The following is a 25,499-nucleotide window of genomic DNA, read 5'->3' on the forward strand; positions in this document are numbered from 1 at the left end:
CGTTCCCGCCCGGCGGCCCGACCGACGCGCTGGCGCGCCGCCTGGCCGAAAAGCTCAAGCAGCCGCTGGGCCAGACCGTCATCGTCGAGAACCGCGCCGGCGCCGGCGGCAACATCGGCTCCGAATACGTGGCCGCCGCCAAGCCGGACGGCTACACCATCCTGTTCGGCACCTCGGGACCGCTGGCCATCAACGTCAGCCTGTACAAGAACCAGGGCTACAACCCCGAGACCAGCTTCGCGCCCATCATCCGCATCGGCCACCTGCCCAACATCCTGGTGGTGAACCCGTCGGTGCCGGCCAACAACGCGCAGGAACTGATCGCCTACGCCAAGAAGAACCCGGACAAGCTCAGCTACGCCTCGTCCGGCAACGGCGCGTCCTCGCACCTGGCCGGCATCCTGTTCAACCAGATGGCCGGCACCCGCATCATGCACATCCCGTACAAGGGCACCGGGCCGGCGCTCAACGACCTGCTGGGCGGCCAGGTGTCGATGTCGTTCACCGACATCCTGACGGCGCTGCCGTACATCAAGGCGGGCAAGCTGCGCGCCATCGGCCTGGCCAGCGCGCAGCGCTCGGACGCGCTGCCGGACCTGCCGACGCTGTCCGAACAGGGGCTGTCGGGCTATGACGTCAGCGTGTTCTTCGGCATCGTCGCGCCCAAGGCCACCCCGCCCGAGACCGTGGCCAAACTGAACCAGACGTTCCAGACCGCGCTGTCGGACCCCGCGATCGAACAGACCCTGCGCAGCCAGGGCATCGTGCGCGCCCAGGACCAGACGCCGCAGGGACTGTCCAGCTTCATCACGGCCGAAGTGCCCAAGTGGCGCACGCTCATCAAGAGCGCCAACGTTTCCATCGACTGACCGCAGAGGCTTCATGGCTCCCAAGCTCCCCGACGCCGGCGCCCTCGCCGGCTGCAAAGTGATCGACCTGTCGCGCGTGCTGGGCGGTCCGTACTGCACCCAGATCCTGGCCGACCACGGCGCCGACGTGCTCAAGATCGAGCCGCCCGGCGGCGACGAGACCCGCGGCTGGGGCCCGCCGTTCCTGGGCGAGACGGCGTCGTACTTCGTCGGCGTCAACCGCAACAAGCGCGGCATGACGCTGGACCTGTCGCAGGCGGCGGGGCAGGAACTGCTGCGCCACCTGCTGGCCGACGCCGACGTGCTGGTCGAGAACTTCAAGCCGGGCACGCTGGAGAAGTGGGGCCTGGGCTACGACACCTTGCGCGAACGCTTCCCGGCGTTGATCCACTGCCGCGTCAGCGGCTTCGGCGCCGACGGCCCGCTGGGCGGCCTGCCCGGCTACGACGCCTGCGCCCAGGCCATGTGCGGGCTGATGAGCGTGAACGGCGAGGCCGACGGCGACGCCACCCGCGTCGGCCTGCCGGTGGTGGACATGGTGACCGGCCTGAACGCGGCGGTGGCGATCCTGCTGGCGCTGAACGAACGCGTGCGCAGCGGCCTGGGCCAGTTCCTCGACATCACGCTGTACGACTGCGCGTTGTCGCTGCTGCATCCGCACGCGCCCAACTATTTCTACAGCGGCAAGACGCCGGGCCGCAGCGGCAACGCGCATCCGAACATCGCACCCTACGAGACGCTGCCCACCGCCAGCGGCCCGATCTTCCTGGCGGTCGGCAACAACCGCCAGTTCGCGCAGCTGGCGCAGGTGCTGGAGGCGCCGGCGCTGGCCGCCGACCCGCGCTACGCCGCCAACGCCGATCGCCTGGCGCATCGCCAGGCCCTGCGCGACGAGCTGTCCGCCCTGCTCGCGCATCACGACGCGGCGGCGCTGGCCGACCGCCTGCTGCGCGCCGGCGTGCCGGCCGCGGCCGTGCAGACCGTGGACCAGGCGCTGGCCCATCCCCACACGAAGCACCGCGGCATGGTGCTGGAACAGGGCGACTACCGCGGCGTCGGCTCGCCGATCAAGCTGTCGCGCACGCCCGCCACGCTGCGGCGGTTGCCGCCCGACCTGGCGCCGACCGAACCCTGACGCGCGCGCCGCGCGACCGCGATCCACGCCCGCCTCGAAGCGGGCGTTTTTCTTCGCGGCGCCGCGCACGCCTGGCGATTCGATCCACGACGATCGCGCTGCGCATTTATCGTGCCCAGCCACACGCGCTTGCATGGTTTTCATGCGCAGACAATTCGTTGCATCACTGTTGCATCGCGGCGCGCAACGCCGCTTTAGACTTTTCCCCGTCACCTCGGACCTGCCGCCAGGCCGGTCCCGGCGTTGCCCAGACGCGACTCCCCCAAATCGAAAGAGAACAAGGAGAAAGACGATGGCCACGAATGATGCCCCGGACGCCGCGCAGCAAAGCGCCCCGCTCAAGCGGGTGATGGGACCCAAGCTGTTATTGCTGTTCATCGTCGGTGACATCCTGGGCACCGGCGTCTACGCCCTGACCGGACAGGTCGCCAAGGAAGTCGGCGGCGCGGCCTGGCTGCCGTTCCTGGTGGCCTTCGGCGTGGCGCTGCTGACCGCGCTGTCCTACCTGGAACTGGTCACCAAGTATCCGAAAGCGGCGGGCGCCGCGCTCTATGTGCACAAGGCGTTCGGCGTGCATTTCCTGACCTTCATCGTCTGCTTCACCGTGATGTGCTCGGGCCTGACCTCGGCGGCGACCGCGTCACAGGCCTTCGCGGCCAACCTGTTCGCGGCCTTCGGCATCGAGGCCGACAAGGCCTGGATCACCACGGGCGCGCTGGGCTTCATGGCGCTGGTGATGCTGGTGAACCTGCGCGGCGCGTCCGAGAGCGTGCGCGCCAACGTGGTGCTGACCCTGATCGAACTGTCGGGCCTGCTGATGGTGATCCTGCTGGGCTTCTACGCCATGTCGGAGGGCCAGGCCGATTTCTCGCGCGTCATCGCCTTCGACACGCCGGAAGACAAGAGCGTGTTCCTGGCCGTCACCTCGGCCACGGCGCTGGCATTCTTCGCCATGGTCGGCTTCGAGGACTCGGTCAACATGGCCGAGGAGACCCACAACCCCAGCCGCATTTTCCCCAAGGTGATGCTGACCGGCCTGGGGCTGACGGCGGTGATCTACGTGCTGGTGTCGATCTGCGCGGTGGCGCTGGTGCCGGTGGGCGAACTGGCCAGCAGCAGCACGCCGCTGGTGCTGGTGGTCAAGCGCGCCGCGCCCGGCCTGCCGGTGGAATACATCATGCCGGTGATCTCGATGTTCGCCGTGGCCAACTCGGCGCTCATCAACATGATGATGGCCAGCCGCCTGCTGTACGGCATGTCGCGCCAGGGCGTGCTGCCGGCCTTCCTGGCGCACGTGCATCGCCGCAACCAGACGCCGTGGACCGCCATCCTGTTCACCACCGCGCTGGCCTTCGGCCTGATCATCCTGGTGGCGCTGGCCGATTCCGAAGCCATCCGCGCGCTGGGCGGCACCACCGCCCTGCTGCTGCTGGGCGTGTTCGCCTTCGTCAACGTGGCGGTGCTGGTGCTGCGCCGCGACCAGGTCAAGCACGAGCATTTCCGCATCAACCGCATCGTGCCGTGGCTGGGCGCGGCCGCCTGCCTGTTCCTGGTGACGCCGCTGACCGGCCGCGACGTGATCCAGTACCAGGTGGCAGGCTGGCTGCTATTGCTCGGCGTGGTGATGTGGGGCGTGACCTACCTGGCGCGCAGCCGCGAGGACAAGATGCGGCTGGATCCGTCGGCGCTGGAATGAACCGTTGCGCCAGGCCCCGCCCAGCGCGGGGCCTGCTTGCCCGGCGTGCTTGCCCGGCGTGTGGCGCGCCGGGCGACATACTGCGAATGCCGCCTCAGCCGCCCGCCGCCAACCCTTCGCGGCGCGGGTCGACCCCGCCCTGCAGGCCGTCCGCATCGATCACGATGCCATGGATGCCGCTGGGGAATTCGGTGATCTTCACCGGATGCCCCATGCGCTCGAGCGCCGGCGCCAGCGCTTCCAGCGCGGTGCCCTTCTCCAGCTCGGTCTCCTTGTTGCGGCTGCCCAGGTTCGGCAGGGCCGCCGCGGCCTGGATGTCCAGCTTCCAGTCCAGCACCGCCACGATGGTCTTGGCGACGTAGTTGATGATGGCGCTGCCGCCCGGCGAGCCCACCAGCAGGTAGGGCTTGCCGTCGCGCAACACGATCATCGGCGCCATCGCGCTGCGCGGGCGCTTGCCGGGTTCGACGCGGTTGGCCACCAGCCGCCCTTCGGGATCCTTGAACGACGACGAGAAATCCGTCATCTCGTTGTTCAGCAGAAAGCCGCGCACGAAGATCTTGCTGCCGAATTCGTTTTCGATGGTGGTGGTCATCGACAGCGCATTGCCGTCGGCGTCCGCCGCCACCAGGTGGCTGGTGGAAGGCTGCTCCAGGGCGTTGTCACACCCCCGCGACAGCAGCTTGCCTTCGGGGTCGCCGGGCAACGCCACCTTCATGCTGCGATCGGGCCGGATCAGCGCCCCGCGGGCGCGCAGGTACGCGGGGTCCAGCATCGCGCGCACCGGCACGCGGACGAAATCCGGGTCGGCCACGTAGAAGTCGCGATCGGCGAAGGCCAGCCGGCCGGCCTCGGCGAAGTAGTGCACCGCCTCGACGCTGCCGGGCGCGAAATCGCCGATCGGATATTGCTCCAGCTCGCCCAGCATCTGCAGCACCGCGATCGGGCCGCTGCTGGGCGGGCCCATGCCGCACAGCTGATAGCCGCGATAGGCGCCGCAGACCGGGTCGCGCTGGCGCGGCTGGTAGCCGGCCAGATCGGCCAGCGTCAGGTCGCCGGGCTTGGGGTGCGCGTGCACCGCCGCCACGATGTCGCGGGCGATATCGCCCTGGTAGAAGGCGTCCGCGCCGCCCTGCGCCACCGCCCGCAGCGTGGCCGCGAAGGCGGGATTCCTCAGCACTTGGCCGACCGGCCAGGCGCTGCCGTCGGGCGCATAGAAATAGGCCGCGGCGGCCGGCTGGCGCGGCAATTCCTTGTTGCCCGCCAGCAGCTTGTGCAGGCGCGGCGAGACCGCGAAGCCCTGCTCGGCCAGCCGGATGGCGGGCTGGAACAGGTCGGCCCACGGCAGCTTGCCCTGGCGCTTGTGCGCCATCTCCAGGCCGCGCAGCAGGCCCGGCACGCCCACGGCCATGCCGTTGTTGACCGCCTGCGTGAACGGCAGCGGCTTGCCGTCGGCATCCAGGAAGCGGTCGGGGCGCGCCGCCGCGGGCGCGGTCTCGCGGCTGTCGTAGGTGACGATGCCGCGGTCCCTGGCCGAGTACACCACCATGAAGGCGCCGCCGCCGATGCCGGACGATTGCGGCTCGACCAGGTTCAGCACCAGCTGCGTGGCGATGGCCGCGTCCACCACGCTGCCGCCGCGCTTGAGCATCTCGTCGCCGGCCGCGGTCGCCAGCGGATTGGCCGACACCATCATGTAATGCGGCGCGCGCGCCAGCGTGCGCGCCTGGCTGCCGCTGGCGGCTTCCGGATTCAGGTCCTCGGCCGCGGTCGGCGTACGCGCCCAGGCCGAGGGCGCCGCGGCCAGGGCGGCGGCGAACAGGAGGGCGGCGGTGGAACGGCGCACGCGCATGGGACGGACTCCAGGATGACGCCGGACGGCCGGCATGGACGTCCATGATAGACAAGACCCGCGGCGCTGTCGCAGCGCCCCCGCCGCGCCGTAGAATGCGGGATTGCGCCGATACCCCCTTTGCTCCATGCGCCTGCGCCACATCGAGATCTTCGAAGCGATCCGCCGCACCGGCTCCCTGACACAGGCCGCGGCGGCGCTGCACATCACCCAGCCCGCCGCCAGCAAGCTGCTGGCGAGCGCCGAGGCGCAGTTGGGCTTCAAGCTGTTCGAGCGCGTCAAGGGCCGCCTGGTGGCCACGCGCGAGGCCGACATCCTGACGCCCGAAGTGGCGCGCCTGAACCAGGACCTGGACAGCGTGCGCCGGCTGGCCGCCAGCCTGCGCGACCGTCCCCACGCGCATCTGCGGCTGGGCTGCGCCCCGGCGCTGGGGCTGGGCCTGCTGCCAGGCGTGGTGCGCGACAGCCGCGCCGCGCGGCCGGGCCTGACCTTCGACATCCACACCCACCACAGTACCGAACTGGTGCGCGGCATGCTGACGCGCGAGCTGGACCTGGCCGTGACCTTCGACACCCGCGACACGCCGGGCCTGGCGCGCATCGAGCTGGGCCACACCGAGCTGGTGCACGTGGGCCGGGGCCCCGGCGACGGCCCGCTGGCGCTGGCCGACATCGCCGGCGATGCGCTGATCCTGCTGGACGCCAGCGACGCCTCCGGCGCGCTGCTGCAGATGGCGCTGGATGCGCAGGGCCTGGATCCCCACGCCGCCGTGCGGGTGCAGACCCATTACGTGGCCTGCGCGCTGGCCCAGGCCGGCGCCGGCGACGCCATCGTCGACGCCATCACGGCCCAGGCCATGCTGCGCCCCGACATGCGCCTGCGGCGGCTGTCGCCGGCCTTGCGCGTGCCGATCAGCGTGCTGGCGCGCAGCCAGGATCCGCTGTCGGCGCTGCACCACGACCTGATCGACCGGCTGCGCGCGGCCTGCGAAGCCAGCCAGGCGGCGCTGGGCGGGTAGCGGGCGCTTCTCGCACAGGTCTCGCCGCCAGAATGCGGCGGCCATGAAAAAGGGCGCCCGAGGGCGCCCTTCATGTGGCAGGCGGCGGGCCTGGGCCCGCGCCATCAGGCCATCAATCCAGCTTGATGTTCTGCTTCTTCACGACGTCCTTCGCCCAGTCGTACTGTTCCTTGATTTCCTTGGCGAATTCTTCCGGGGTGTTGCCCGACGGGGCCGAGCCCTGGTCGTCCAGCGCCTTGATGACCTTGGGGTCCTTCAGGGCCACCACGGCGGCGTCGCGCAGCTTGTTGACGACATCCATCGGGGTGCCCTTGGGCGCCAGCAGGCCGTACCAGACCGGCTGGTTCAGCACCGGGAAGCCGGCTTCCTTGAAGTTGGGCACGCCCTTGAGCGAGGCGATGTTGTCGGGCCAGGCGATGGCCATGGCGTTCAGCTTGCCCGCCTGGATCTGCGGCATCGAGGACGGCAGGTTGTCGAAGATGATTTCGATCTGGCCGCCGACGGCGTCGGCCACGGCCGGGCCCGAACCCTTGTAGGGCACGTGCACGATGTCGGTGCCGGTGGCCATCTTGAACGACTCGCCCATCAGGTGCAGCACGCCGCACGTGCCCGAGCTGCCGTACGAGTACTTGCCGGGGTTCTTCTTGAGTTCCTCGACGAAGCCCTTGAAGTCCTTGGCCGGGAACTTCGGGTTCACCGCGACCACGTTGGCGGTGTTGGCGAAGTTGGTGACGGCCTGGAAGTCCTTGATCGGATCGTAGGGCAGGTCGTTGGGGCGGCACGCCGGGTTGACGGCCATCGTCGAGACGGTGGCGATCGACAGCGTGTAGCCGTCCGGCGCGGCGCGCGCGGCTTCGGCCGCGCCGATGGCGCCACCGGCGCCGCCCTTGTTTTCCACGACCATCGGCTGGCCCAGTTCCTGGCTCATGCGCTGCGTCACGAGGCGCGCGATGATGTCGGTGGAGCCGCCGGGCGCGAACGGGACGATGACGCGGATCGGCTTGTTGGGATACTTGTCGGCGGCGTGAGCGGCCGAGGCGCCGATCGTGCCGGCGGCCAACGCGACAGCGATAGCCAGGGAGCGAACTTTATTCATGTGTGTGTTTCCTCCAAGTGTGCGAGCCCGTATGTGAACGGACCGTTTTGTGACGTACCCGTCTGTAGACGAGTCAGCAGTTAACGGTGGGGGCGCATCGCTTAGTATGCAGGGCAGAAAGCCGTGCTGTTTTGAGTTGCTTGTGGCACACGCGCCCGCCAGAATGACGGAGAATAGCAGCAAATGCTTACGATCGCATAGCGAGCCGATCCCCGGCCGGCGCGCTCGAAAAACACTTCATCGACATGTCGGTCGCACTGCTGGTTTTCCCTGATTTCATGCTGGTCGCGCTGGGTTGGGCGCTGCGCCACAAATTGAATTTCTCGCGCGAGTTCTTCGCCGGCGCCGAGCGCCTGGTGTACTTCGTGCTGTTCCCCGCCCTGCTGTTCCAGTCCATCCTGCGCACGCCGATCAGCGCGGGCAATGCCGCAATACTGTTGCAGGCGACGGCGGCGGTGATCGTCGCCGGCGTGGCGCTGTCGTGGCTGGCCGGGCTCGTGCTCAGGCCCTCTTCGCTCGGACTGGCGTCATCGGCGCAATGCGGCTTCCGCTTCAACACGTATATCGGACTGGCCCTATCGGCCAGCCTGGGCGGCGCGCAAGGCCAGACCGTGATGGCGCTGATCATCGGGTTCGCGGTGCCGATGGCCAACGTGGCCGCGGTGTACGGGCTGGCGCGCCACAACGGCGGCAGCCTGCTGCGCGAGCTGGCGCGCAATCCGCTGGTGGTGTCGACGCTGGCGGGGCTGGCGTGCAATCTCGCGGGGCTGCAGCTGCCGGGGCCGGTGGACACGGTGCTGGCGCGGCTGGGCGCGGCGGCGATCGCGTTGGGGATTCTGTGCGTGGGGGCCAGCCTGTCGTGGGAAGGCGGCAAGGGCTATGGCGGCTTGATCGCGTGGATGCTGGCGGTGAAGCTGGTGGCGTTGCCGCTGGTGGCGCTGGGGGTGGCGCGGCTGCTGGGGCTGGCGCCGCTGGAAGCGCGGATGTTGCTGCTGTTTGCGGCGTTGCCGACGGCGTCGGCGGCTTATGTGCTGGCGATGCGGATGGGGGGAGATGGGAGGATGGTGGCTGTGCTCATTTCTCTGGGGACGTTGTTTTCTGCTTTGACGATTCCTGCTTGGGTGTTGTTGGTGGGGAGCGCTTAGGGGCTTCTTTGGTTGCGCGGCTCGGGGGTTTTTGCGGCGGTTGCTTTCTTCGTAGGTCGCCCCTCGCGGCGGCGTTGGGCCGTGTGAGCGCCCACGATTGCGGTCCGGAGCGTTCGCTCCGGACTGCCCCGTTGTCATCCTCGTCCTCGCCTTCGGCGACTCCTTCGGATTCCCTCGGGCGCATCGAGGTTGCTCACACGGCCCAACGCCGCCACGAGGGGCTACGGGGTTTGAGAAATGTTGCGCTGCTGGGCCTGGGGACAGGGAGGGGATTTGCGTTGCCCGCCAGGGCCGGCCGCGCGGGCGGCCGGACCTGGCATACGTGGTTGTGGGCGTCGGAGCGGCGTGCGCTGCGCGTTTGCGCGGACGGCGCGCAATGGCGGCGATGACAAAGCGCGCAGTGCGTCGTGATGAGAGATTGAAACGACGGGGAGGAGCCACATCCTGTGGGTGGAGAGCGGGTCGGTCAGTGACGTGGTGCGGCAGCGCCATCAAGCGCGGCGCGCAAAAAAAAGCCGCCCCTCTCGGGGCGGCGTTTTTTTTTGCGGCGGGATTACTTGGCGGCGTTGGTCATGCTGCCGGGGACGACCCATTCGGCGAATTGGGCTTCGGTGACGTAGCCCAGGGCCAGCGCCGATTCCTTCAGGGACAGGCCTTCCTTGTGCGCCTTCTTGGCGATCTGGGCGGCCTTGTCGTAGCCGATGTGGGGGTTCAGGGCGGTGACCAGCATCAGCGAGCGGTCGACCAGTTCGGCGATGCGGTCGCGGTTGGGCTGGATGCCGGCGGCGCAGTGCTGGTCGAAGCTGGCCATGCCGTCGGTCAGAAGGCGCACCGACTGCAGGAAGTTGTGGATCACCAGGGGCTTGTAGACGTTCAGTTCGAAGTTGCCGCTGGCGCCGCCGATGTTGATGGCGACGTCGTTGCCCAGGACCTGGGCGGCCAGCATGGTGATGGCTTCGCACTGGGTCGGGTTGACCTTGCCCGGCATGATGGAGCTGCCGGGTTCGTTTTCGGGGATGCTGATTTCGCCCAGGCCGGAACGCGGGCCGCTGGACAGCCAGCGCACGTCGTTGGCGATCTTCATGAGGCCGGCGGCGAGCGACTTGAGGGCGCCGTGGGCGAACAGCAGGGCTTCGTGCGAGGCCAGGGCCTGGAACTTGTTGGGCGCGGAGACGAAGGCGGTTTCGGTGGCGTGGGCCAGTTCGGCCGAGACCTTGGCGCCGAACTGCGGGTGGGCGTTCAGGCCGGTGCCGACGGCGGTGCCGCCGATGGCCAGCTGGTGCAGGCCCGGCAGCGTGGCGCGGATCTGCTGTTCGGCCAGGTCGAGCTGGGCGACGTAGCCGGACAGTTCCTGGCCCAGCGTCAGCGGGGTCGCGTCCTGCAGGTGGGTGCGGCCGATCTTGACGATGTCGTAGAACTCGGCGCTCTTGGCGGCGAAGGTGGCGCGCAGGGTCTTCAGGACCGGCAGCAGGTGGTGCTCGACCTGGACGGCGGCGGCCACGTGCATGGCGGTGGGGAAGGTGTCGTTGGACGACTGGCCGCGGTTGACGTGGTCGTTGGGGTGCACCTTGCGTTCTTCGCCGCGCACGCCGCCCAGCAGCTCCGAGGCGCGGTTGGCCAGCACCTCGTTCATGTTCATGTTGCTCTGCGTGCCCGAGCCGGTCTGCCACACGGACAGCGGGAATTCGTTGGGCCACTTGCCGGCGATGACTTCATCGGCGGCGCGGATGATGCCGTCGGCGATCTTGGGATCGAGTTCACCCAGGTCGGCGTTGACCTTGGCGGCCGCGCGCTTCAGGCGCGCCATCGCGATGACCAGCGGCTCGGGCATCTTTTCGGTGGAGATCGCGAAAAAATGCAGCGAACGCTGCGTCTGCGCGCCCCAGAGGTGATCCTCGGGGACTTCGATGGGGCCAAAGGTGTCTTTTTCGATGCGGGTCTTCATGGCGCTTACTGCTCCGTGGCGGCGTCCGTCGCGGCCCGAGGCGTGGCGCCAGGCCGGACTTATTTGAGAATAGCAATCACTTATAAGATTAGCAGAAACCCGAATTCCTATAATTGCGTTCAATCCGTGTTCCCATCCTGACCTTTTACCACTCGCCTCCCGACCCGCGCCATGTCCGCCCCCCTCAGCAGCCTGACCCTGCACCTGCCCGACGAAGCCGCCACGGAAGCGCTGGCGCGCCAGCTCGCCCCCCTTGTCTCCGGCCGCGAAACCGGGCTGGCGGGCGCATGTATCCACCTTCAGGGAGACCTGGGAGCAGGAAAAACGGCCTTCTCCAGGGCATTGTTGCGGGAATGCGGCATCACAGGCCGAATCAAGAGTCCAAGCTACGCGCTGCTTGAATCCTATAAAGTTTCTAACTTATACTTCTATCACCTTGATTTTTATAGATTTAGTGATTCGCGCGAATGGTTGGACGCCGGATTCCGGGATTTGCTGCGTGAGGATGCGGTCGTTTTGATTGAATGGCCGGAACGGGCCGAGGGCCTCTTGCCCCCTCCCGACCTGCAGATTTCCCTGGCGTACGCAGGCCAAGGACGCGATGTCACGCTGACCGCGCACACCGCTCGAGGACAAACATGGTTGAACGCGATTGTCCCCCCGCCCGACACGGCGCCCTCCCCGCGGCAGGCGCCACCCGACGTCGCCTGATCAGCGTCGCCGCCACCCTGCTCGTCCTGCCGGTGGTGCCGCGCCTGGCGCAGGCCGCCACCATCCTGGCCGTGCGTACCTGGCCGGCCGACGAATACACCCGCGTCACGCTGGAACTGGACAGCGAGCTCAAGGCCGAACAGTTCACCCTGGAGAATCCCCACCGCCTGGTGGTTGATATCGAGGGACTGACCCTGAGCGCCGCCCTCAACGACCTGGTGTCCAAGGTCCGCCCCGACGATCCCTACATCCAGAGCCTGCGCGTGGCGCAGAACCGGCCCAACGTGGTGCGGCTGGTGTTCGACCTGAAGCAGGCCGTGGCGCCGCAGGTGTTCACGCTCAAGCCGGTGGCCGACTACCAGTACCGCCTGGTGCTGGACCTGTATCCCAAGATCGCGCAGGACCCGCTGGTCGCCATCCTGAACAAGAGCGGTCCCGACGCCGACGATCCGCTGGCGCGCATCCTCGAAGACATCCAGCGCAATCCGGCCGCCCGCGCCGACCCGCCCGAACCGCCGCGCGTGCGCGGCCAGCAGCCGGCCGCGCCGCTGCCGGTGCCGAAGTCGCCGCCCGCCAGCGCCGGCCGCGGCAAGCAGCGCATGCTGACCATCGCGCTGGACCCCGGCCATGGCGGCGAGGATCCGGGCGCCATCGGCGGCAGCGGCCTGCGTGAAAAAGACGTGGTGCTGCGCATCGCCCGGCGCCTGAAGGCGCTGATCGACAGCCAGCCCTACATGCGCGCCTACCTGACGCGCGACGACGACTTCTTCGTGCCGCTGCACGTGCGCGTGCAGAAGGCGCGCCGGGTGCACGCCGACCTGTTCGTGTCGATCCACGCCGACGCCTGGATCAAGCCCTCGGCCAACGGCTCGTCGGTGTTCGCGCTGTCGCAGCGCGGCGCCACCAGCGCCCAGGCGCGCTGGATGGCCGACAAGGAAAACGCGGCCGACCTGATCGGCGGCGTCAACCTGGGCAGCCACGACCGCCAGGTGGCCAAGGTGCTGCTGGACCTGTCGACCACCGCGCAGATCAACGACTCGCTCAAGGTCGGCAACGCCTTCCTGGACGAGATCAAAAAGATCAACCGGCTGCACAAGAACAGCGTCGAGCAGGCCGGCTTCGCCGTGCTGAAGGCGCCGGACATTCCGTCGGTGCTGGTCGAGACCGCCTTCATCAGCAACCCGCAGGAAGAGGCGCTGCTCAAGACCACCGCGCACCAGGAAAAGCTGGCGCAGGCCATGCTGACCGGCATCCAGCGCTACTTCACCGCCAACCCGCCGCTGGCGCGGTTGGGCGACGTCAGCTGAGACTTCGCCGGCAACACCAGGGGCCATGCTTGCGCATGGCCCTTTTCTTTTGCGGCCGTCGTCCCCCGGGACCATCAGCCGCCCAGCCTTGTCAACGCACCGCAGCTTGAATCTGGCGCCACCCTCACAAGCGCCGGGTTACCCGATCTTATATACCCGCGGGGACAGGACTCCTCGGCGGACTTTCAGACGAATGCCCGCAGACCTCGGGAGGCGGCCTCGGTAAATTAGCGGCCATCCTTTTGGAAAGATCCATGGCCGCCGCTCCGCCTGCATTGGTGCCCCCCCGCCCCGCTCGACGTTCCAGCGCAATCCTGTATTCATCATGCAAGGATCCTGGGACATGAAATGCAGGAATGTATCGCTGGCGACAGCCCTCTTGTTATCCACAACCGCTTATGGCCAGAACACGCCCCATGACACGGCCGCCGGCGAGGTCAGAAATGATGATCAGCGTGGCGTGAAGGTTTTTTCACCCATTACGGTCACCACGACCATCAAGCCGCAAGACGTCACCACGCAATCCATTTCCGCCGATGATCTGAAAAAGACAGGCGGCAATAATTTCGGCACCATCATGCGCTATCAACCTTTGATCAGCGCATCGGGCGTCAATAGCGGTTCGCGCAACGGCAAGTCCGGCTTTGACCGGGGCGGCTACACCGGCTACAACATCCGCGGCCTGGATGGCAACCGCGTGGCGCTGGATGTCAACGGCATTCCCCTGCCCGATGCCACCGGGCGCAGTTATGCCGTCTCCACCGGCGAAGATACCTTTGGCATTGGCCGCGACTATATCGACCCGTACCTGTACGGCCAGGTGAACATCACTTCCGGCTCGGCAAAGCAGAGCACGGTCAAGAACGTGGTCGGCGGCTCCGTCTCGTTCATCAGCAAATCCCCGGACGCCTATCTCACGGACGGCGAAAGCAGCTATCTGGAGTACACCGGCGAGTTCGACAGCGCCGATCATTCCTGGCACAACGGCATGACCTCCGCGTTCGGCAACGATCGCGCCAGGGCATTGTTCGCCTACAGCCGCCGTGATGGCAAGCAGACACAGAACAACAGCGACTATCTGGATACGTACCCGATGCGCTGGCATTCCGATGCCGCGCTGCTCAACAGCGTGCTCAGTATCGACGGCAGCAACCGGATCATCGGCACCGTGGATTTCTATCAAAAATCCAGCAGGGAAAGCGCGCCGATGTATAAGAAACTGACCAGCGCCGCTCGACAGGAAAGTATTGTTGGCGCATCCAGGCAGAAGAATGCCACGCAACGCCACTCGATAAGCCTGGCCCATGTCTTCACGCCAGCCAACAACACCCTGATAGACACGATGGAAAGCAAGGTGTTCTATCAGCGGACGCGCGTCAGCGATGACACCCTTTCTGCCCAGGACACTGTCACGTCCTCCAGGTCGTACTGGACCGGGCTGGAGACGGTGCATCCATTGGAGAATGTATCCACCCTCTCGGATATGAAAACCACCACCTTTGGCTTGCAGAGCGAAATCACCAAGGACTACGGTAATCACGCACTGAATTACGGCGTGAATTTCTCGTCAACGGCGTTCTCCCGGCCGTTTCAACAAATTGGCGAAACCTATCCCACCCTGCAGCCACAGGGTAACAATCGAACCTATGACACGAATGTGTGGCTGGGCGACACCATCACCCTCGGCGCGTTTTCGGTGATGCCGGGGTTGAAGTACTCATGGCACAGGATCAAGCCACAAGGCTTTGAAGCGCCTTCTGACAATAACGCGCTGGGCGGATTGACGCTGGCGGAAATCAATCAGATACACAGCAAGACGTTCACGGACGCAAAGCCATTGCCCTCGTTGACCGTCATGTATGCGTTGAACCCGGAGCTCAGCACCTATCTGCAATACAAGCGCGGCGTCTCCTATCCCACCAGCAGCCAGATCGCGGGAATCTGGCTGCATCCCAAGATTGGGCGCGCCTCGCCGGCCATGGTCGGCAATTCAGACTTGAAATCCGAGACCAGCAATCAGTTTGAATTCGGGGTTGTCGGTCAGGCTGCCACGGGCATCTCCGTGCGCGGCAACGTCTTCTACAACACCTATGACAATTTCATCTATAACCGCAAGTACGCATTGAGGGATTACACGACGGGCGCGCCGAAACCCGGCGTTGACAGCCTGCTCGCCAAGCTTCCCGCCTCGATCTCCAGCCTCACCATCGCGGAGAACCGTGACAAGGCGTACATCTATGGCGCCGAACTGGTGACCCGGATCAATTATGGCGCGCTGCTTGGGGCTGCCAGCGGATTGAGCAGCACCTTTGCCGTAGGCTACAACCAGGGCAAATCGAAATCGTCCTATTCCGGCGATGACTGGGTGGATCTGGACAGCGTGCTGCCCGTCAAGGCCATTGCATCACTGGCCTGGGATGACCCTCAGAACCGTTATGGCGCGAGCCTCACCGCCACCTTTGTCAAGGGCAAGCAGGCCACCGACCCGGTGCGGCAGAACTTCTCGAACAATGGCAGCTTCACGTTTGAAAAATATGCCGAGAAATACGAGAAGGACTACAAGTACATCCCGGGCTACAGCATTTTCGACCTGGCGGCCTACTACAACGTGAAGAAGCACCTGACCGTGGCGATGGGCATCTACAACCTCACCAATCGCAGATATTGGGACTACGCCAGCAACAAGAAAATGACCATGACCTCGGAGCAGGATCAGCGCGATATCGCGCTGGGCACCGCGTCTGGCCGGACCTACCAGGTGAGCGTCACCGCGGTCTTCTAGTTTCGGCCTTTCCCCGCGGCGGCTGGGCGCCCCTCGGCCCCCTAGCCGCCCCGGCGCGCGCGCAGCAGCTTGAACAGCGCCGCGCCGACCACTGGCACCACGGCCGCGGCCAGGCCGATCAGGACGATGGTGTTCAGGTGTTCCTTCACCAGCGGAATGTTGCCGAAGAAATAGCCCGCCGCCACCAGGCTCACCACCCACAGCAGCGCGCCCAGGATGTTGAACAGCTGGAAGCGCGACAGCGGCATGTCGGCCACGCCCGCCACGAACGGCGCGAAAGTGCGCACCACCGGAATGAAACGCGACATGACGATGGTCTTGCCGCCGTGCTTCTCGTAGAACGCGTGCGTGCGCATCAGCGCGCCGCGGTCCAGGAAGCGCAGATTCATCGAGAACACGCGCGGCCCGATGTAGCGGCCGATGGCGTAGTTCACGCTGTTGCCGGTGATGGCGGCCACGATCAGCAGCGCGCCCAGCAGCACCGGATCGAGGCTGCCCGTGGCGCCGAAGGCGCCGGCGATGAACAGCAGCGAATCGCCCGGCAGGAACGGCAGCACCACCAGCCCGGTTTCCGCGAAAACGATCAGGAACAGCACCAGATAGACCCACACGCCATACTGCTGGACCCAGACCCCGAGGGTCTGGTCGATGTGGAGCACCATTTGGAAAAATTCAAGCATCAATACGTCCCTGAAAGCGGAAGGCGGAATCAGGCAACGACTATAGCCCACCCTATCCAGAGGCTAAAATCATCCCTATAGCTACACCGGAACACCCCATGACAGAACGCCGCTCCATTCTTGCGCTGCCCGACCTGCTGATCAGCCAGATCGCCGCGGGCGAAGTGATCGAGAGACCCGCCTCGGTGCTCAAGGAAATCCTCGAGAACGCCATCGACGCCGGCGGGCGCGCGATCGAAGTGCGCCTGGAGGGCGGCGGCATCCGCCGCATCGCCGTGACCGACGACGGCGGCGGCATTCCACCGGAAGAACTGCCGCTGGCGCTGGCGCGCCACGCCACCAGCAAGATCCGCAACCTGCACGAGCTGGAATCGGTCGCGTCCATGGGCTTCCGCGGCGAGGCGCTGGCCTCGATCGCCTCGGTGGCGCAGGTGTCCATCATCTCGCGCACGCGCGACGGCGAGCATGCCTGGCAGATCCAGGCCGGCAGCATGCAGGTCACCCCCGCCTCGGGCCCGCCGGGCACCACCGTGGACGTGCGCCAGCTGTTCGACGCGGTGCCGGCGCGCCGCAAGTTCCTGCGTTCCGAAGCCACCGAGTTCGGCCACTGCGTCGACGCCATGGAGCGCATCGCCCTGGCCCATCCGCAGATCGCCTTCCGCCTGTTCCACCACGACCGCGCGCAGCGCCAATGGCTGCCGGCCGAGCCGCCGCAGCGCATCCGCGACGTGCTGGGCGCGGAATTCGCCGAGCACGGCCTGCTGCTGTCGCACAGCGTCGGCACGGTCAGCCTGGCCGGCATGATCACCCGCCCCACCGCGGCCCGCGCCCGCGCCGACCGCCAATACCTGTACGTCAACGGCCGCTACGTGCGCGACCGCACCGTCAGCCGCGCGCTGCGCGCCGCCTATGCCGACGTGCTGCATGGCGACCGCCAGCCGGCCTACGTGCTGTTCCTGGACATCGACCCGGCCGCGGTCGACGTCAACGTGCATCCGGCCAAGCACGAGGTGCGCTTCCGCGACAGCGGCGCCGTGCACCGCTTCGTCAACCACGCGGTCAGCCAGACGCTGGCGCAGACCGGCGGCTCGTCGGCGGTGGCGCCGACCACGGCCGCGCGCGATGACGATGGGGGATTCGAGACCGTGGCGCCGTCCGCGCCCACGGCGCCCGGCGGCTTGCCCGCCTCCGCGCCGGCCGACACGCCCCGCCCCGGCTACACCGGCGCCAGCCCGGGCGCCGCGCCCGCCTACGGCCTGCGGCCCTCGCCGACGCCGCAGCGCCCGCATACGCAAGTGCCGTTCCGCCTGCACGCCGAGCCGGCCGGGATTCCCGCCGCCGACTGGCAGTCGCTGTATCGCCCGCTGACCGAAGACACCGCCGCGCGCGTCGAGCCGCTGCGCGACGTGGCGGCGCTGGCGCCGCAGGCCGCGCCCGCGCCGACGCTGCCGGCCGACGAGGAGCATCCGCTCGGCATGGCGCTCGGCCAGCTGCACGGCATCTACATCCTGGCGCAGAACCGCCGCGGCATGGTGCTGGTGGACATGCACGCCGCCCACGAACGGGTGGTCTACGAACAGCTCAAGCAGGCGCTGGACGCGCGCAGCCTGCCGCGCCAGGACCTGCTGGTGCCGGTGGTGTTCCACGCCCAGGAAAAGGACGTCGCGGTGGTCGAGGAATTCGAGGAACAGCTCGAAGACCTCGGCTTCCAGATGCGGCCATCCGGCCCCACCTCGATCGCGGTGCGCTCGGTGCCCGCCATCCTGGCGCGCGGCGACATCGAGACCCTGGCCCGCGCCGTGCTGCGCGACCTGGCCGGCGTGGGCGTGTCGCGCCTCTTGACCGAACAGCGCAACGAACTGCTGTCGACCATGGCCTGCCACGGCTCGGTGCGCGCCAACCGCAAGCTCACGATCGAAGAGATGAACGGCCTGCTGCGGCAGATGGAAGCCACCGAGCGCGCCGACCAGTGCAACCACGGCCGGCCCACCTGGGTGCAATGGTCGGTGTCCGATCTGGACAAGCTGTTCCTGCGCGGGCAATAGGTCTTGCCCGTGCCCGCCGCCCCCCTCGTCATCTGCCTGGCCGGCCCCACCGCGGCCGGCAAGAGCGCGTCCACCCTGGCGCTGGCCGAACGCTGGCCGCTGGAGATCGTCAACGTCGATTCGGCCACCATCTACCGGGGCATGGACATCGGCACCGCCAAGCCGTCGCCGGCCGAGCAGGCCCTGGTGCCGCAGCACCTGCTGGACATCCTCGACCCGGCGCAGTCGTATTCGGCGGCCGAATTCCGCGCCGACGCCCTGCGCCTGATCGGCGAGATCACGGCGCGCGGCCGCATCCCGCTGCTGGCCGGCGGCACCATGATGTACTACAAGGCGCTGCGCGACGGGCTGGACGACCTGCCGCAGGCCGACCCGGCGCTGCGCGCCGAACTCGAAGCGCGCGCCGCCCGCGACGGCTGGCCGGCGCTGCACGCCGAACTGGCGCGGCTCGACCCTGTCACCGCCGCGCGCCTGGCGCCCAACGACAGCCAGCGGATCCAGCGGGCGCTGGAGATCTGCCAGTTGTCGGGCCAGCCCATGTCGGCGCTGCTCGGCCGCCAACGCGCCAGCGCCGGCGGCGACGGCAACCGCTACCTGACCATCAGCCTGGAACCCTCGGAGCGCGCCGCGCTGCACGCGCGCATCGAACAGCGCTTCGACGCGATGCTGGCCAACGGCCTGCTGGACGAGGTGCGCGGCCTGCATGCCCGCGCCGACCTGCACCCGGGCCTGCCCTCGGTGCGCTGCGTCGGCTACCGCCAGATGTGGGCCCATCTCGATGGCGAGATCAGCCTGGACGAAGCCCGCGAGCAAGGCATCGCCGCCACCCGCCAGCTGGCCAAGCGCCAGATCACCTGGCTGCGGGCCCAGCCCGAGCGCGTGATCGTCGACTGCCTGGCGGCCGACGCGGTGGCGCAGACCATCGACGCGGTGGCCACGGCGCTGGCCGACGCGTCCTGACGCACGGGGACGCCCGCCCCCGGACCTGACCTTTCGATGCAACCGGCCCCCCCCGCGGCCCCTGATCACTGGAGATCGAACTGATGGACATCGACGAAGCGAACCGGTCCTTTGCCGCCATGCTGCGCAAGCAGAACAAGGCCCTGATCAGCGAAATCCAGCGGTTGCTGCAGGCGCGTCCGTTCACGCTCGACCAGGGCGTTTCCGCGGACACCGTGGACGCCATTCACATCGAATACGACTGGGAGTCGTTCGCGCCCGTCGCGATTCCATTGAACACGCGTTCCGGCTACTGCGGCCGGGGCCTGCGGCTGGCCTTGCCGTCCCCGTTGATTCCGCCAGAGGTCGACGCCGCCTTGGCGGAGGCCATGGACAACGAGGACGATGATTTCGGCGATGAACTGCGCGACAAGATGACGGAGACCTACATCGCCTGGTTCCAGGCGGCCTGGCGAGACGCGCGCGCCGTCAACCGGGATATGCGCGGCTTTCTGTCCGTTCACGACACCCTGTGGCGCACGGATCTGGATACGGGGGAAGAATTCCGCGAGGACGAGGGGCGGGTCAAGTTCTTCTAGCCCCGTCGTGAAATGAAAAAACCCGCCACCAGGGCGGGTTTTTTCATTGCGCGGCCAGCCGGCTCAGACCACCACGGTCTGCGGCATGCCTTCGGTCTGGGCGACGATCTCGCCCAGCTTGCTGACCGTTTCACCCTGCTCGCGCAGCGTGGCGGCGATGGCGTCGGCCTGGGCCGGGTCCACCACCAGCACCATGCCGATGCCGCAGTTGAAGACGCGGTACATCTCGGTGTCCTCGACGCCGCCTTGCTGCTGCAGCCACTGGAACAGCTTGGGCATTTCCCAGCTGTCGCGCTGCAGGCGGGCCGACAGGCCGTCCTGGAGGATGCGCGGCACGTTGTCGAGCAGGCCGCCGCCGGTGATGTGGGCCAGGCCCTTGATGGCGGTGCCGTGCTTGGCCAGCGCGGCCAGCACCTGCTTGACGTAGATGCGGGTCGGGGCCATGACCACGTCGACCAGCGGCTGGCCGTGGAAGTCGTCGTCGGGCTTGGCGCCGGCGCGTTCCAGGATCTTGCGCAGCAGCGAGTAGCCGTTCGAGTGCGCGCCGCTGGACGCCAGGCCCAGCACCACGTCGCCGACCTTGATCGACTTGCCGTCGATGATGGCCGACTTCTCGACCGCGCCCACGGCGAACCCGGCCAGGTCGTATTCGCCATCGGGGTACATGCCCGGCATTTCGGCGGTTTCGCCGCCGATCAGGGCGCAGCCCGACAGTTCGCAGCCCTTGGCGATGCCGCCCACCACCGACGCCGCCGTGTCCACCGAAAGCTTGCCGCAACCGAAGTAATCCAGGAAGAACAGCGGCTCGGCGCCCTGCACCAGGATGTCGTTGACGCTCATCGCCACCAGGTCGATGCCGACGGTGTCGTGGCGGTTCCAGTCGAACGCCAGGCGCAGCTTGGTGCCGACGCCGTCGGTGCCGGAGACCAGCACCGGCTCCTTGTAGTTCTTGGGCACTTCGAACAGGCCGCCAAAGCCGCCGATACCGGCCAGCACCCCGGGGCGCATGGTGCGCGCCGCAAGCGGTTTGATACGGTCGACCAGGGCATCGCCCGCGTCGATGTCGACACCGGCGTCACGGTAGGTCAGGGGAGCTTTGGGTTGATTCGTCATGAGAAATGCCGTGGGATATGTAACAATTGCTGGGAATTGGGGTGGAACGCCCTGCATTTTACGATGTTGCGGCCCGGTCCAGGCCGGCGGCCGGCGAAAGCCGTCCGCGGCGGGCGGGACGGCCCCGGGCCGGCGCGGCGCCATTTTGGCGCAAACCCAAGCCAGGCAAAGGGCTTGGACGCGACACCGGCGCCCCGGGTGGTTTAAAGTGTAGGGTTGGCCGATAGCGATTTTGCCAGTTTCTGGCGGGCAACGCCGCCGCCGGCCATGGGCTCGCCCTAGCTATACCCGCCTGATCGATAAACCTCTCATGAACCGCCAGCTGCTGCTCGACGTTCTTCCCGCGCCAGCGCCCTCGCTGAACAACTACATCGCCGGTCCCAACGGAGAGGCGCTGGCGGCCGTGCGCACGCTCGCTCCCGGCCGCGCGCTGTATATCTGGGGCTCGGCCGGTTGCGGCCGCAGCCACCTGCTGCGCGCGCTGACCGCGCGCCCCGACGCCGTCTACATCGAAGCGGCCAACAGCGCCAACATCCTGCGCGTGCTGGCCGAGGCCGACTCCAAGTCGCCCATGCCCAAGTTCGTGGCGGTGGACGACGTGCACCTCATGGACGAGCACCGCCAGGCGGGCTTGTTCGCCCTGTACAACCGCTGGCGCGAATCGGCCGCCACCGGCCGCGCCTTCGCGCTGGCCGTGGCCGGCGACCGCTCGACGCTGTCGATGCCGCTGCGCGAAGACCTGCGCACCCGGCTGGGCTGGGACCTGGTGTTCCGCCTCGACCCGCTGTCCGACGCCGACAAGCTGGCGGCGCTGGCGGCCCAGGCGGCCGAACGCGGCCTGCACCTGGCGCCCGAAATCATCAACTGGATGTTGACGCACCACGAGCGTGACATCCGCAAGCTGGCGGCGTTGCTGGACGCGCTGGACCGCTATTCCCTGGCCACCGGCCGTCCCATCACCCTGCCCCTGCTGCGCGCCATGCTCGCAGACCCTGATTCACAACGCACATGACCTCCCGACGTCTCGCCCTGTTCGACCTGGATCACACCCTGCTGCCGCTCGACAGCGACTACCAATGGGCCGACTATCTGGCGCGCACCGGCCGCGCCGGCGATCCGGACGAGGCCCGCCGCCGCAACGACGACCTGATGGACCGCTACAACCGCGGCGAACTCACCGCCGAACAGGCCGCCGAGTTCATGCTGGGCCTGCTGGCGGCGCACGCGCCGTTCGAGCTGGCCGCCTGGCACGAGGACTTCATGGCCGAGGTCATCCGCCCGTCGATCACCCCCGCCGCGCGCGAGCTGGTCGAATCGCACCTGGAAGCCGGCGACCTGTGCGCCGTGGTCACCGCCACCAACAGCTTCGTCACCGCCCCCATCGCCCGCGCCTTCGGCATCCCCCACCTGGTGGCCACCGACGCCGAAGTCCAGCGCGGCCGCTACACCGGCCGCATCCTCGGCACCCCGAGCTTCAAGGAAGGCAAGGTGGTGCGCGTGAACGACTGGCTGGGCGCCATGGGATTAGGACTTGCGGATTTCTCCGAATCGTTTTTCTATAGCGATTCGGTCAATGATGTTCCACTGCTCGAAAAGGTGACCCGTCCGATCGCCGCCAACCCCAGCCCCACCCTGCGCGCCATCGCCCAGGAACGCGGCTGGCAAGTGATCGACCTGTTCGACCACGTCATAGATGCCAAGTCCTAAATGATCACCGAAACCATAAAAAAATTCGTCGGCCGACTGTTCGCGCCGGCAGCCCGGGGGCCCTTGCGCATCGGACGCGACAAGCACGGCATCGACCGCCGCAACGTCTCGCGCCATGCCATCAAGGTGTGCGAGGTGCTGCGCCAGCACGGCTATGACGCCTACATCGTCGGCGGCGCGGTGCGCGACCTGATCGTCGGGCTGGAGCCCAAGGATTTCGACGTCGCCACCAACGCCACGCCCGAACAGATCCGCCCGCTGTTCCGCCGCGCCCGCATCATCGGCCGCCGCTTCCAGCTGGTGCACGTGGTGTTCGGCCAGGAGATCATCGAGACCTCCACCTTCCGCGCGCCCGCCTCGGAAGACCAGGAAACCGACGCCCACGGCCGCATCCTGCGCGACAACGTGTTCGGCACCCACGAGGAAGACGCGGCGCGCCGCGACTTCACCATGAACGCGCTGTACTACGACCCGCACAACGAGGAAGTGATCGACTTCCACAACGGCGTGGCCGATCTGAAGAAGCGCCAGATCCGCATCATCGGCGATCCCGCCAAGCGCTACCGCGAAGACCCCGTGCGCATGCTGCGCGCGGTGCGCTTCGCCGCCAAGCTCAACGGCACGATCGACCCGGCCACGCGCCAGCCGATCCGCACCATGGCCGACCTGATCGAGAACGTGCCGGCCTCGCGCCTGTTCGACGAGATGCTCAAGCTGCTGACCTGCGGCCACGCCATGGACTGCCTGCGCCAGCTGCGCGCCGACGGCCTGCACAACGGCCTGCTGCCGCTGCTGGACGTGGTGCTGGAGCAGCCGGGCGGCGAGCACTTCGTGGAACTGGCGCTGGAGCGCACCGACGCCCGCGTGCGCGCCGGCAAGACCATCAGCCCCAGCTTCCTGTTCGCCGCGCTGCTGTGGCAGCAGGTGGACGTGCGCTGGAAGCAGCTGCGCGCCCAGGGCGAGCACACCATCCCGGCGCTGTCGCAGGCCGCCGACTCGGTGCTCGACGAGCAGACCGAGAAGCTCGCGATCCAGCGCCGCTTCTCGTCGGACATGCGCGAGATCTGGTTCATGCAGCCGCGCTTCGAGCGCCGCATGGGCAAGACCATCTTCCGCATGATCGAACAGCCGCGCTTCCGCGCCGCCTGCGACTTCCTGCAGCTGCGCGCCGCCGCCGGCGAGTTCGACAGCGTGCTGGCGCAGTGGTGGATGGACCTGGCCAACGCCGACGACGCCACCCGCGCCGACATGATCGAGGAAATCTCGCGCCTGCCGCGCGACGCCAGCGAAGGCCCGGCGCCGGCCGCGCGCAAGCGCCGCCCGCGCCGCCGCCCGTCCTCGCGCGGCCCCGCCGCCGGCAATGGCGGCAACGCCGAATAAGGCCATGGCCGCCCCCGTGCGCGCCTACATCGGGCTGGGCGCCAACCTGGGCGACAGCGCGGCCACGTTGCGGGCCGTGCTGGCCGAACTGGCCGCCGCCGACGGCATCGCGGCGGTGACGGCCTCGCCCTTCTATCGCACGGCGCCGGTGGACGCCACCGGCCCGGACTTCGTCAACGCGGTCGCGGCCCTGGACACCACGCTGGCGCCGCTGGATCTGCTGGACCTGCTGCAGGCGCTGGAACTGCGCCATGGCCGCGAGCGGCCCTACCGCAACGCGCCGCGCACGCTCGACCTGGACCTGCTGCTGCATGGCGACGCCGCCATGGCGCACGAGCGCCTGGTCCTGCCGCATCCCCGCATGCAGCTGCGCGCCTTCGTGCTGCGTCCGCTGCGCGACCTGGCGCCGGCGCTGACGCTGGCCGGACGCGGCCTCGACGCCTGGCTCGGCGACATCACCGACCAGCCGATCGAACGGCTGGACTGAACCGCGCCAGGCGGCGCGGTTCCCGCTTGCCTCCTGATTACCCCACGGATTGGCCCCGGCCGCGTCAGGCCTTGGGCGCGAACGCCAGCATGGCGCGTTCGACGTCGTCCACGCCGGGCAGGCCGGCCTCGTTGCCCAGGTGCTGGATCTTGTGCGCCGAGGCGGCGCGGGCAAAGGTGAAGTGTTCCTTCCAGGCCAGCTCGGGCCGGTTCACGTACGACCAGACATAGGCGCCGTGGAACACGTCTCCCGCGCCGGAGGTGTCGATGATGCGCGCGGCCGGCACGTCCAGCGACGGCAGCGTGTCGACCGCGCCGGTTTCGTCGTACCAGAGCATGCCGCGCTCGCCCAGCGTCACCGCGCCGATGCGGCAGCCGCGCTGCTTGAGCAGGTCCAGCAAGCCGTGCGGCGACAGGTCGAGCTGCTCGCACATGCGTTCGGCGCAGACCGCCACGTCGATGTGGCGCAGCAGTTCGTCGGTGTTCTCGCGCACGCCGCCGCCGTCCAGCGAGGTCAGGATGCCGGCCTGGCGGCAGGCGCGCGCGTAGTGCAGCGCGGCGTCGGGCTGGTGGCCGTCCAGGTGCAGCGCGCGGTAGCCGCTGACGTCCAGGCGTGGGAAATCGTTCAGGTAGTCGGCGTCGCGCGCCCGCACGATGGCGCGCTTGCCATGGTTGGGCATGATGAACGACAGCGACGAGCGCCGCACCGGGCGCCCGTGCAGCGTGACGCCGTGCGCGGCCGCCATGTCGGTGTACATGTGGCCGAGCCAGTCCGGCGCCAGCGAGCAGATCAGGTCGGGCCTGGTGCCCAGCTTGCCGCAGGCGAACGCCGCGGTGACGGCATTGCCGCCGAACGACACGGCGTAGTCGCGCGCCACGCTTTTCTCGTCGCCGGTGGGCCATTCGTCGGCCAGCACGGTGACGTCGATATAGGTATGCCCGATAAAGAGCGCTTCGCTCATGAGTCCATCCGCGTCAGGGTTTGCCGGATTGT

General features: G+C 67.9%; 21 protein-coding genes. 15 read left to right on the forward strand and 6 right to left on the reverse strand.

The annotated features are described in order from the left end of the window. From AOZ49_RS05765 to AOZ49_RS05775, 3 genes are all read left to right on the forward strand, one after another. Window positions 1-869, forward strand: an 869-nt coding sequence (locus AOZ49_RS05765; RefSeq protein ID WP_054474584.1) for a Bug family tripartite tricarboxylate transporter substrate binding protein, incomplete at its 5' end; no start/stop codon positions are given. A gap of 13 nt (window positions 870-882) precedes the next feature. Further along, window positions 883-2,004 (forward strand): CaiB/BaiF CoA transferase family protein, encoded by a 1,122-nt coding sequence (locus tag AOZ49_RS05770; RefSeq protein ID WP_054434581.1) that lies wholly within the window; start codon window positions 883-885, stop codon window positions 2,002-2,004. A gap of 292 nt (window positions 2,005-2,296) precedes the next feature. Beyond that, window positions 2,297-3,700, forward strand: a complete 1,404-nt coding sequence (locus AOZ49_RS05775) for an APC family permease (protein ID WP_006393071.1) — start codon at window positions 2,297-2,299, stop codon at window positions 3,698-3,700. Between the two features lie 94 nt (window positions 3,701-3,794). Here AOZ49_RS05775 and ggt read toward each other — a convergent pair whose 3' ends face one another. Beyond that, window positions 3,795-5,552, reverse strand: coding sequence for a gamma-glutamyltransferase (gene ggt / locus AOZ49_RS05780; protein ID WP_054474585.1), 1,758 nt, complete (start codon window positions 5,550-5,552; stop codon window positions 3,795-3,797). 127 nt (window positions 5,553-5,679) lie between these two features. Between ggt and AOZ49_RS05785 the strand changes: the two genes are divergently transcribed. Then, a complete protein-coding gene (locus tag AOZ49_RS05785) occupies window positions 5,680-6,570 on the forward strand; it encodes a LysR family transcriptional regulator (RefSeq protein ID WP_054434587.1) in 891 nt (296 codons plus the stop codon). A gap of 112 nt (window positions 6,571-6,682) precedes the next feature. Here AOZ49_RS05785 and AOZ49_RS05790 read toward each other — a convergent pair whose 3' ends face one another. Beyond that, a complete protein-coding gene (locus AOZ49_RS05790) occupies window positions 6,683-7,666 on the reverse strand; it encodes a tripartite tricarboxylate transporter substrate binding protein BugE (RefSeq protein WP_054434589.1) in 984 nt (327 codons plus the stop codon). Between the two features lie 245 nt (window positions 7,667-7,911). Between AOZ49_RS05790 and AOZ49_RS05795 the strand changes: the two genes are divergently transcribed. Next, window positions 7,912-8,811, forward strand: coding sequence for an AEC family transporter (locus AOZ49_RS05795; RefSeq protein ID WP_156355600.1), 900 nt, complete (start codon window positions 7,912-7,914; stop codon window positions 8,809-8,811). Window positions 8,812-9,364: 553 nt separating this feature from the next. Here AOZ49_RS05795 and fumC read toward each other — a convergent pair. Continuing rightward, the gene (gene fumC / locus AOZ49_RS05800) at window positions 9,365-10,756 is read right to left on the reverse strand and encodes a class II fumarate hydratase (protein WP_054474587.1); all 1,392 of its coding nucleotides are present in this window, start codon (window positions 10,754-10,756) and stop codon (window positions 9,365-9,367) included. A gap of 171 nt (window positions 10,757-10,927) precedes the next feature. Here fumC and tsaE point away from each other — a divergent pair, with 171 nt between their 5' ends. The 3 genes from tsaE (at window position 10,928) to AOZ49_RS05810 (ending at window position 15,556) form a co-directional block, all read left to right on the forward strand. Continuing rightward, complete coding sequence (gene tsaE / locus AOZ49_RS31645; RefSeq protein WP_054461055.1) at window positions 10,928-11,467, forward strand: tRNA (adenosine(37)-N6)-threonylcarbamoyltransferase complex ATPase subunit type 1 TsaE; 540 nt, start codon at window positions 10,928-10,930, stop codon at window positions 11,465-11,467. Continuing rightward, window positions 11,395-12,774 (forward strand): N-acetylmuramoyl-L-alanine amidase, encoded by a 1,380-nt coding sequence (locus tag AOZ49_RS05805; RefSeq protein ID WP_054434597.1) that lies wholly within the window; start codon window positions 11,395-11,397, stop codon window positions 12,772-12,774. The genes tsaE and AOZ49_RS05805 overlap by 73 nt, the downstream gene beginning before the upstream one ends. Before the next feature lie 343 nt (window positions 12,775-13,117). After that, on the forward strand, window positions 13,118-15,556 hold the full coding sequence (locus tag AOZ49_RS05810) for a TonB-dependent receptor domain-containing protein (protein ID WP_231690257.1): 2,439 nt from the start codon (window positions 13,118-13,120) through the stop codon (window positions 15,554-15,556). Between the two features lie 41 nt (window positions 15,557-15,597). Here AOZ49_RS05810 and AOZ49_RS05815 read toward each other — a convergent pair whose 3' ends face one another. Next, window positions 15,598-16,236, reverse strand: a complete 639-nt coding sequence (locus AOZ49_RS05815) for a VTT domain-containing protein (RefSeq protein ID WP_085943738.1) — start codon at window positions 16,234-16,236, stop codon at window positions 15,598-15,600. 98 nt (window positions 16,237-16,334) lie between these two features. Between AOZ49_RS05815 and mutL the strand changes: the two genes are divergently transcribed. The 3 genes from mutL (at window position 16,335) to AOZ49_RS05830 (ending at window position 19,819) form a co-directional block, all read left to right on the forward strand. Beyond that, window positions 16,335-18,281 carry a DNA mismatch repair endonuclease MutL gene (mutL, locus tag AOZ49_RS05820; protein ID WP_054474589.1) on the forward strand — a complete coding sequence of 649 codons (1,947 nt, stop codon included), beginning with the start codon at window positions 16,335-16,337 and terminating at the stop codon, window positions 18,279-18,281. Between the two features lie 3 nt (window positions 18,282-18,284). Then, window positions 18,285-19,241, forward strand: a complete 957-nt coding sequence (miaA, locus tag AOZ49_RS05825; RefSeq protein WP_054474590.1) for a tRNA (adenosine(37)-N6)-dimethylallyltransferase MiaA — start codon at window positions 18,285-18,287, stop codon at window positions 19,239-19,241. 83 nt (window positions 19,242-19,324) lie between these two features. Further along, the gene (locus AOZ49_RS05830) at window positions 19,325-19,819 is read left to right on the forward strand and encodes a hypothetical protein (RefSeq protein ID WP_054474591.1); all 495 of its coding nucleotides are present in this window, start codon (window positions 19,325-19,327) and stop codon (window positions 19,817-19,819) included. 63 nt (window positions 19,820-19,882) lie between these two features. Here AOZ49_RS05830 and purM read toward each other — a convergent pair whose 3' ends face one another. Next, a complete protein-coding gene (gene purM, locus AOZ49_RS05835; protein WP_006393058.1) occupies window positions 19,883-20,932 on the reverse strand; it encodes a phosphoribosylformylglycinamidine cyclo-ligase in 1,050 nt (349 codons plus the stop codon). A gap of 310 nt (window positions 20,933-21,242) precedes the next feature. Here purM and hda point away from each other — a divergent pair, with 310 nt between their 5' ends. Genes hda through AOZ49_RS05855 form a run of 4 tightly spaced genes read left to right on the forward strand, consistent with a single transcriptional unit; the run spans window position 21,243 to window position 24,506 of the window. Next, window positions 21,243-21,944, forward strand: coding sequence for a DnaA regulatory inactivator Hda (gene hda, locus AOZ49_RS05840; RefSeq protein ID WP_054434608.1), 702 nt, complete (start codon window positions 21,243-21,245; stop codon window positions 21,942-21,944). Then, entirely contained in the window at window positions 21,941-22,639 is a 699-nt protein-coding gene (locus AOZ49_RS05845; RefSeq protein ID WP_054434610.1) for an HAD family hydrolase, read from the forward strand. Before hda ends, AOZ49_RS05845 begins: the two co-directional genes overlap by 4 nt. After that, the gene (pcnB, locus tag AOZ49_RS05850) at window positions 22,640-24,019 is read left to right on the forward strand and encodes a polynucleotide adenylyltransferase PcnB (protein WP_054434613.1); all 1,380 of its coding nucleotides are present in this window, start codon (window positions 22,640-22,642) and stop codon (window positions 24,017-24,019) included. A gap of 4 nt (window positions 24,020-24,023) precedes the next feature. After that, complete coding sequence (locus tag AOZ49_RS05855) at window positions 24,024-24,506, forward strand: 2-amino-4-hydroxy-6-hydroxymethyldihydropteridine diphosphokinase (protein WP_054474592.1); 483 nt, start codon at window positions 24,024-24,026, stop codon at window positions 24,504-24,506. A 64-nt stretch (window positions 24,507-24,570) separates the two neighbouring features. Here AOZ49_RS05855 and AOZ49_RS05860 read toward each other — a convergent pair whose 3' ends face one another. Next, the gene (locus tag AOZ49_RS05860) at window positions 24,571-25,467 is read right to left on the reverse strand and encodes a sugar kinase (protein ID WP_054474593.1); all 897 of its coding nucleotides are present in this window, start codon (window positions 25,465-25,467) and stop codon (window positions 24,571-24,573) included. Between the last annotated feature and the right edge of the window lie 32 nt (window positions 25,468-25,499).

Origin of the sequence: Achromobacter sp. 2789STDY5608615, from assembly GCF_001298995.1 — a bacterium.
GTDB classification, from domain to species: domain Bacteria; phylum Pseudomonadota; class Gammaproteobacteria; order Burkholderiales; family Burkholderiaceae_B; genus Achromobacter; species Achromobacter insuavis.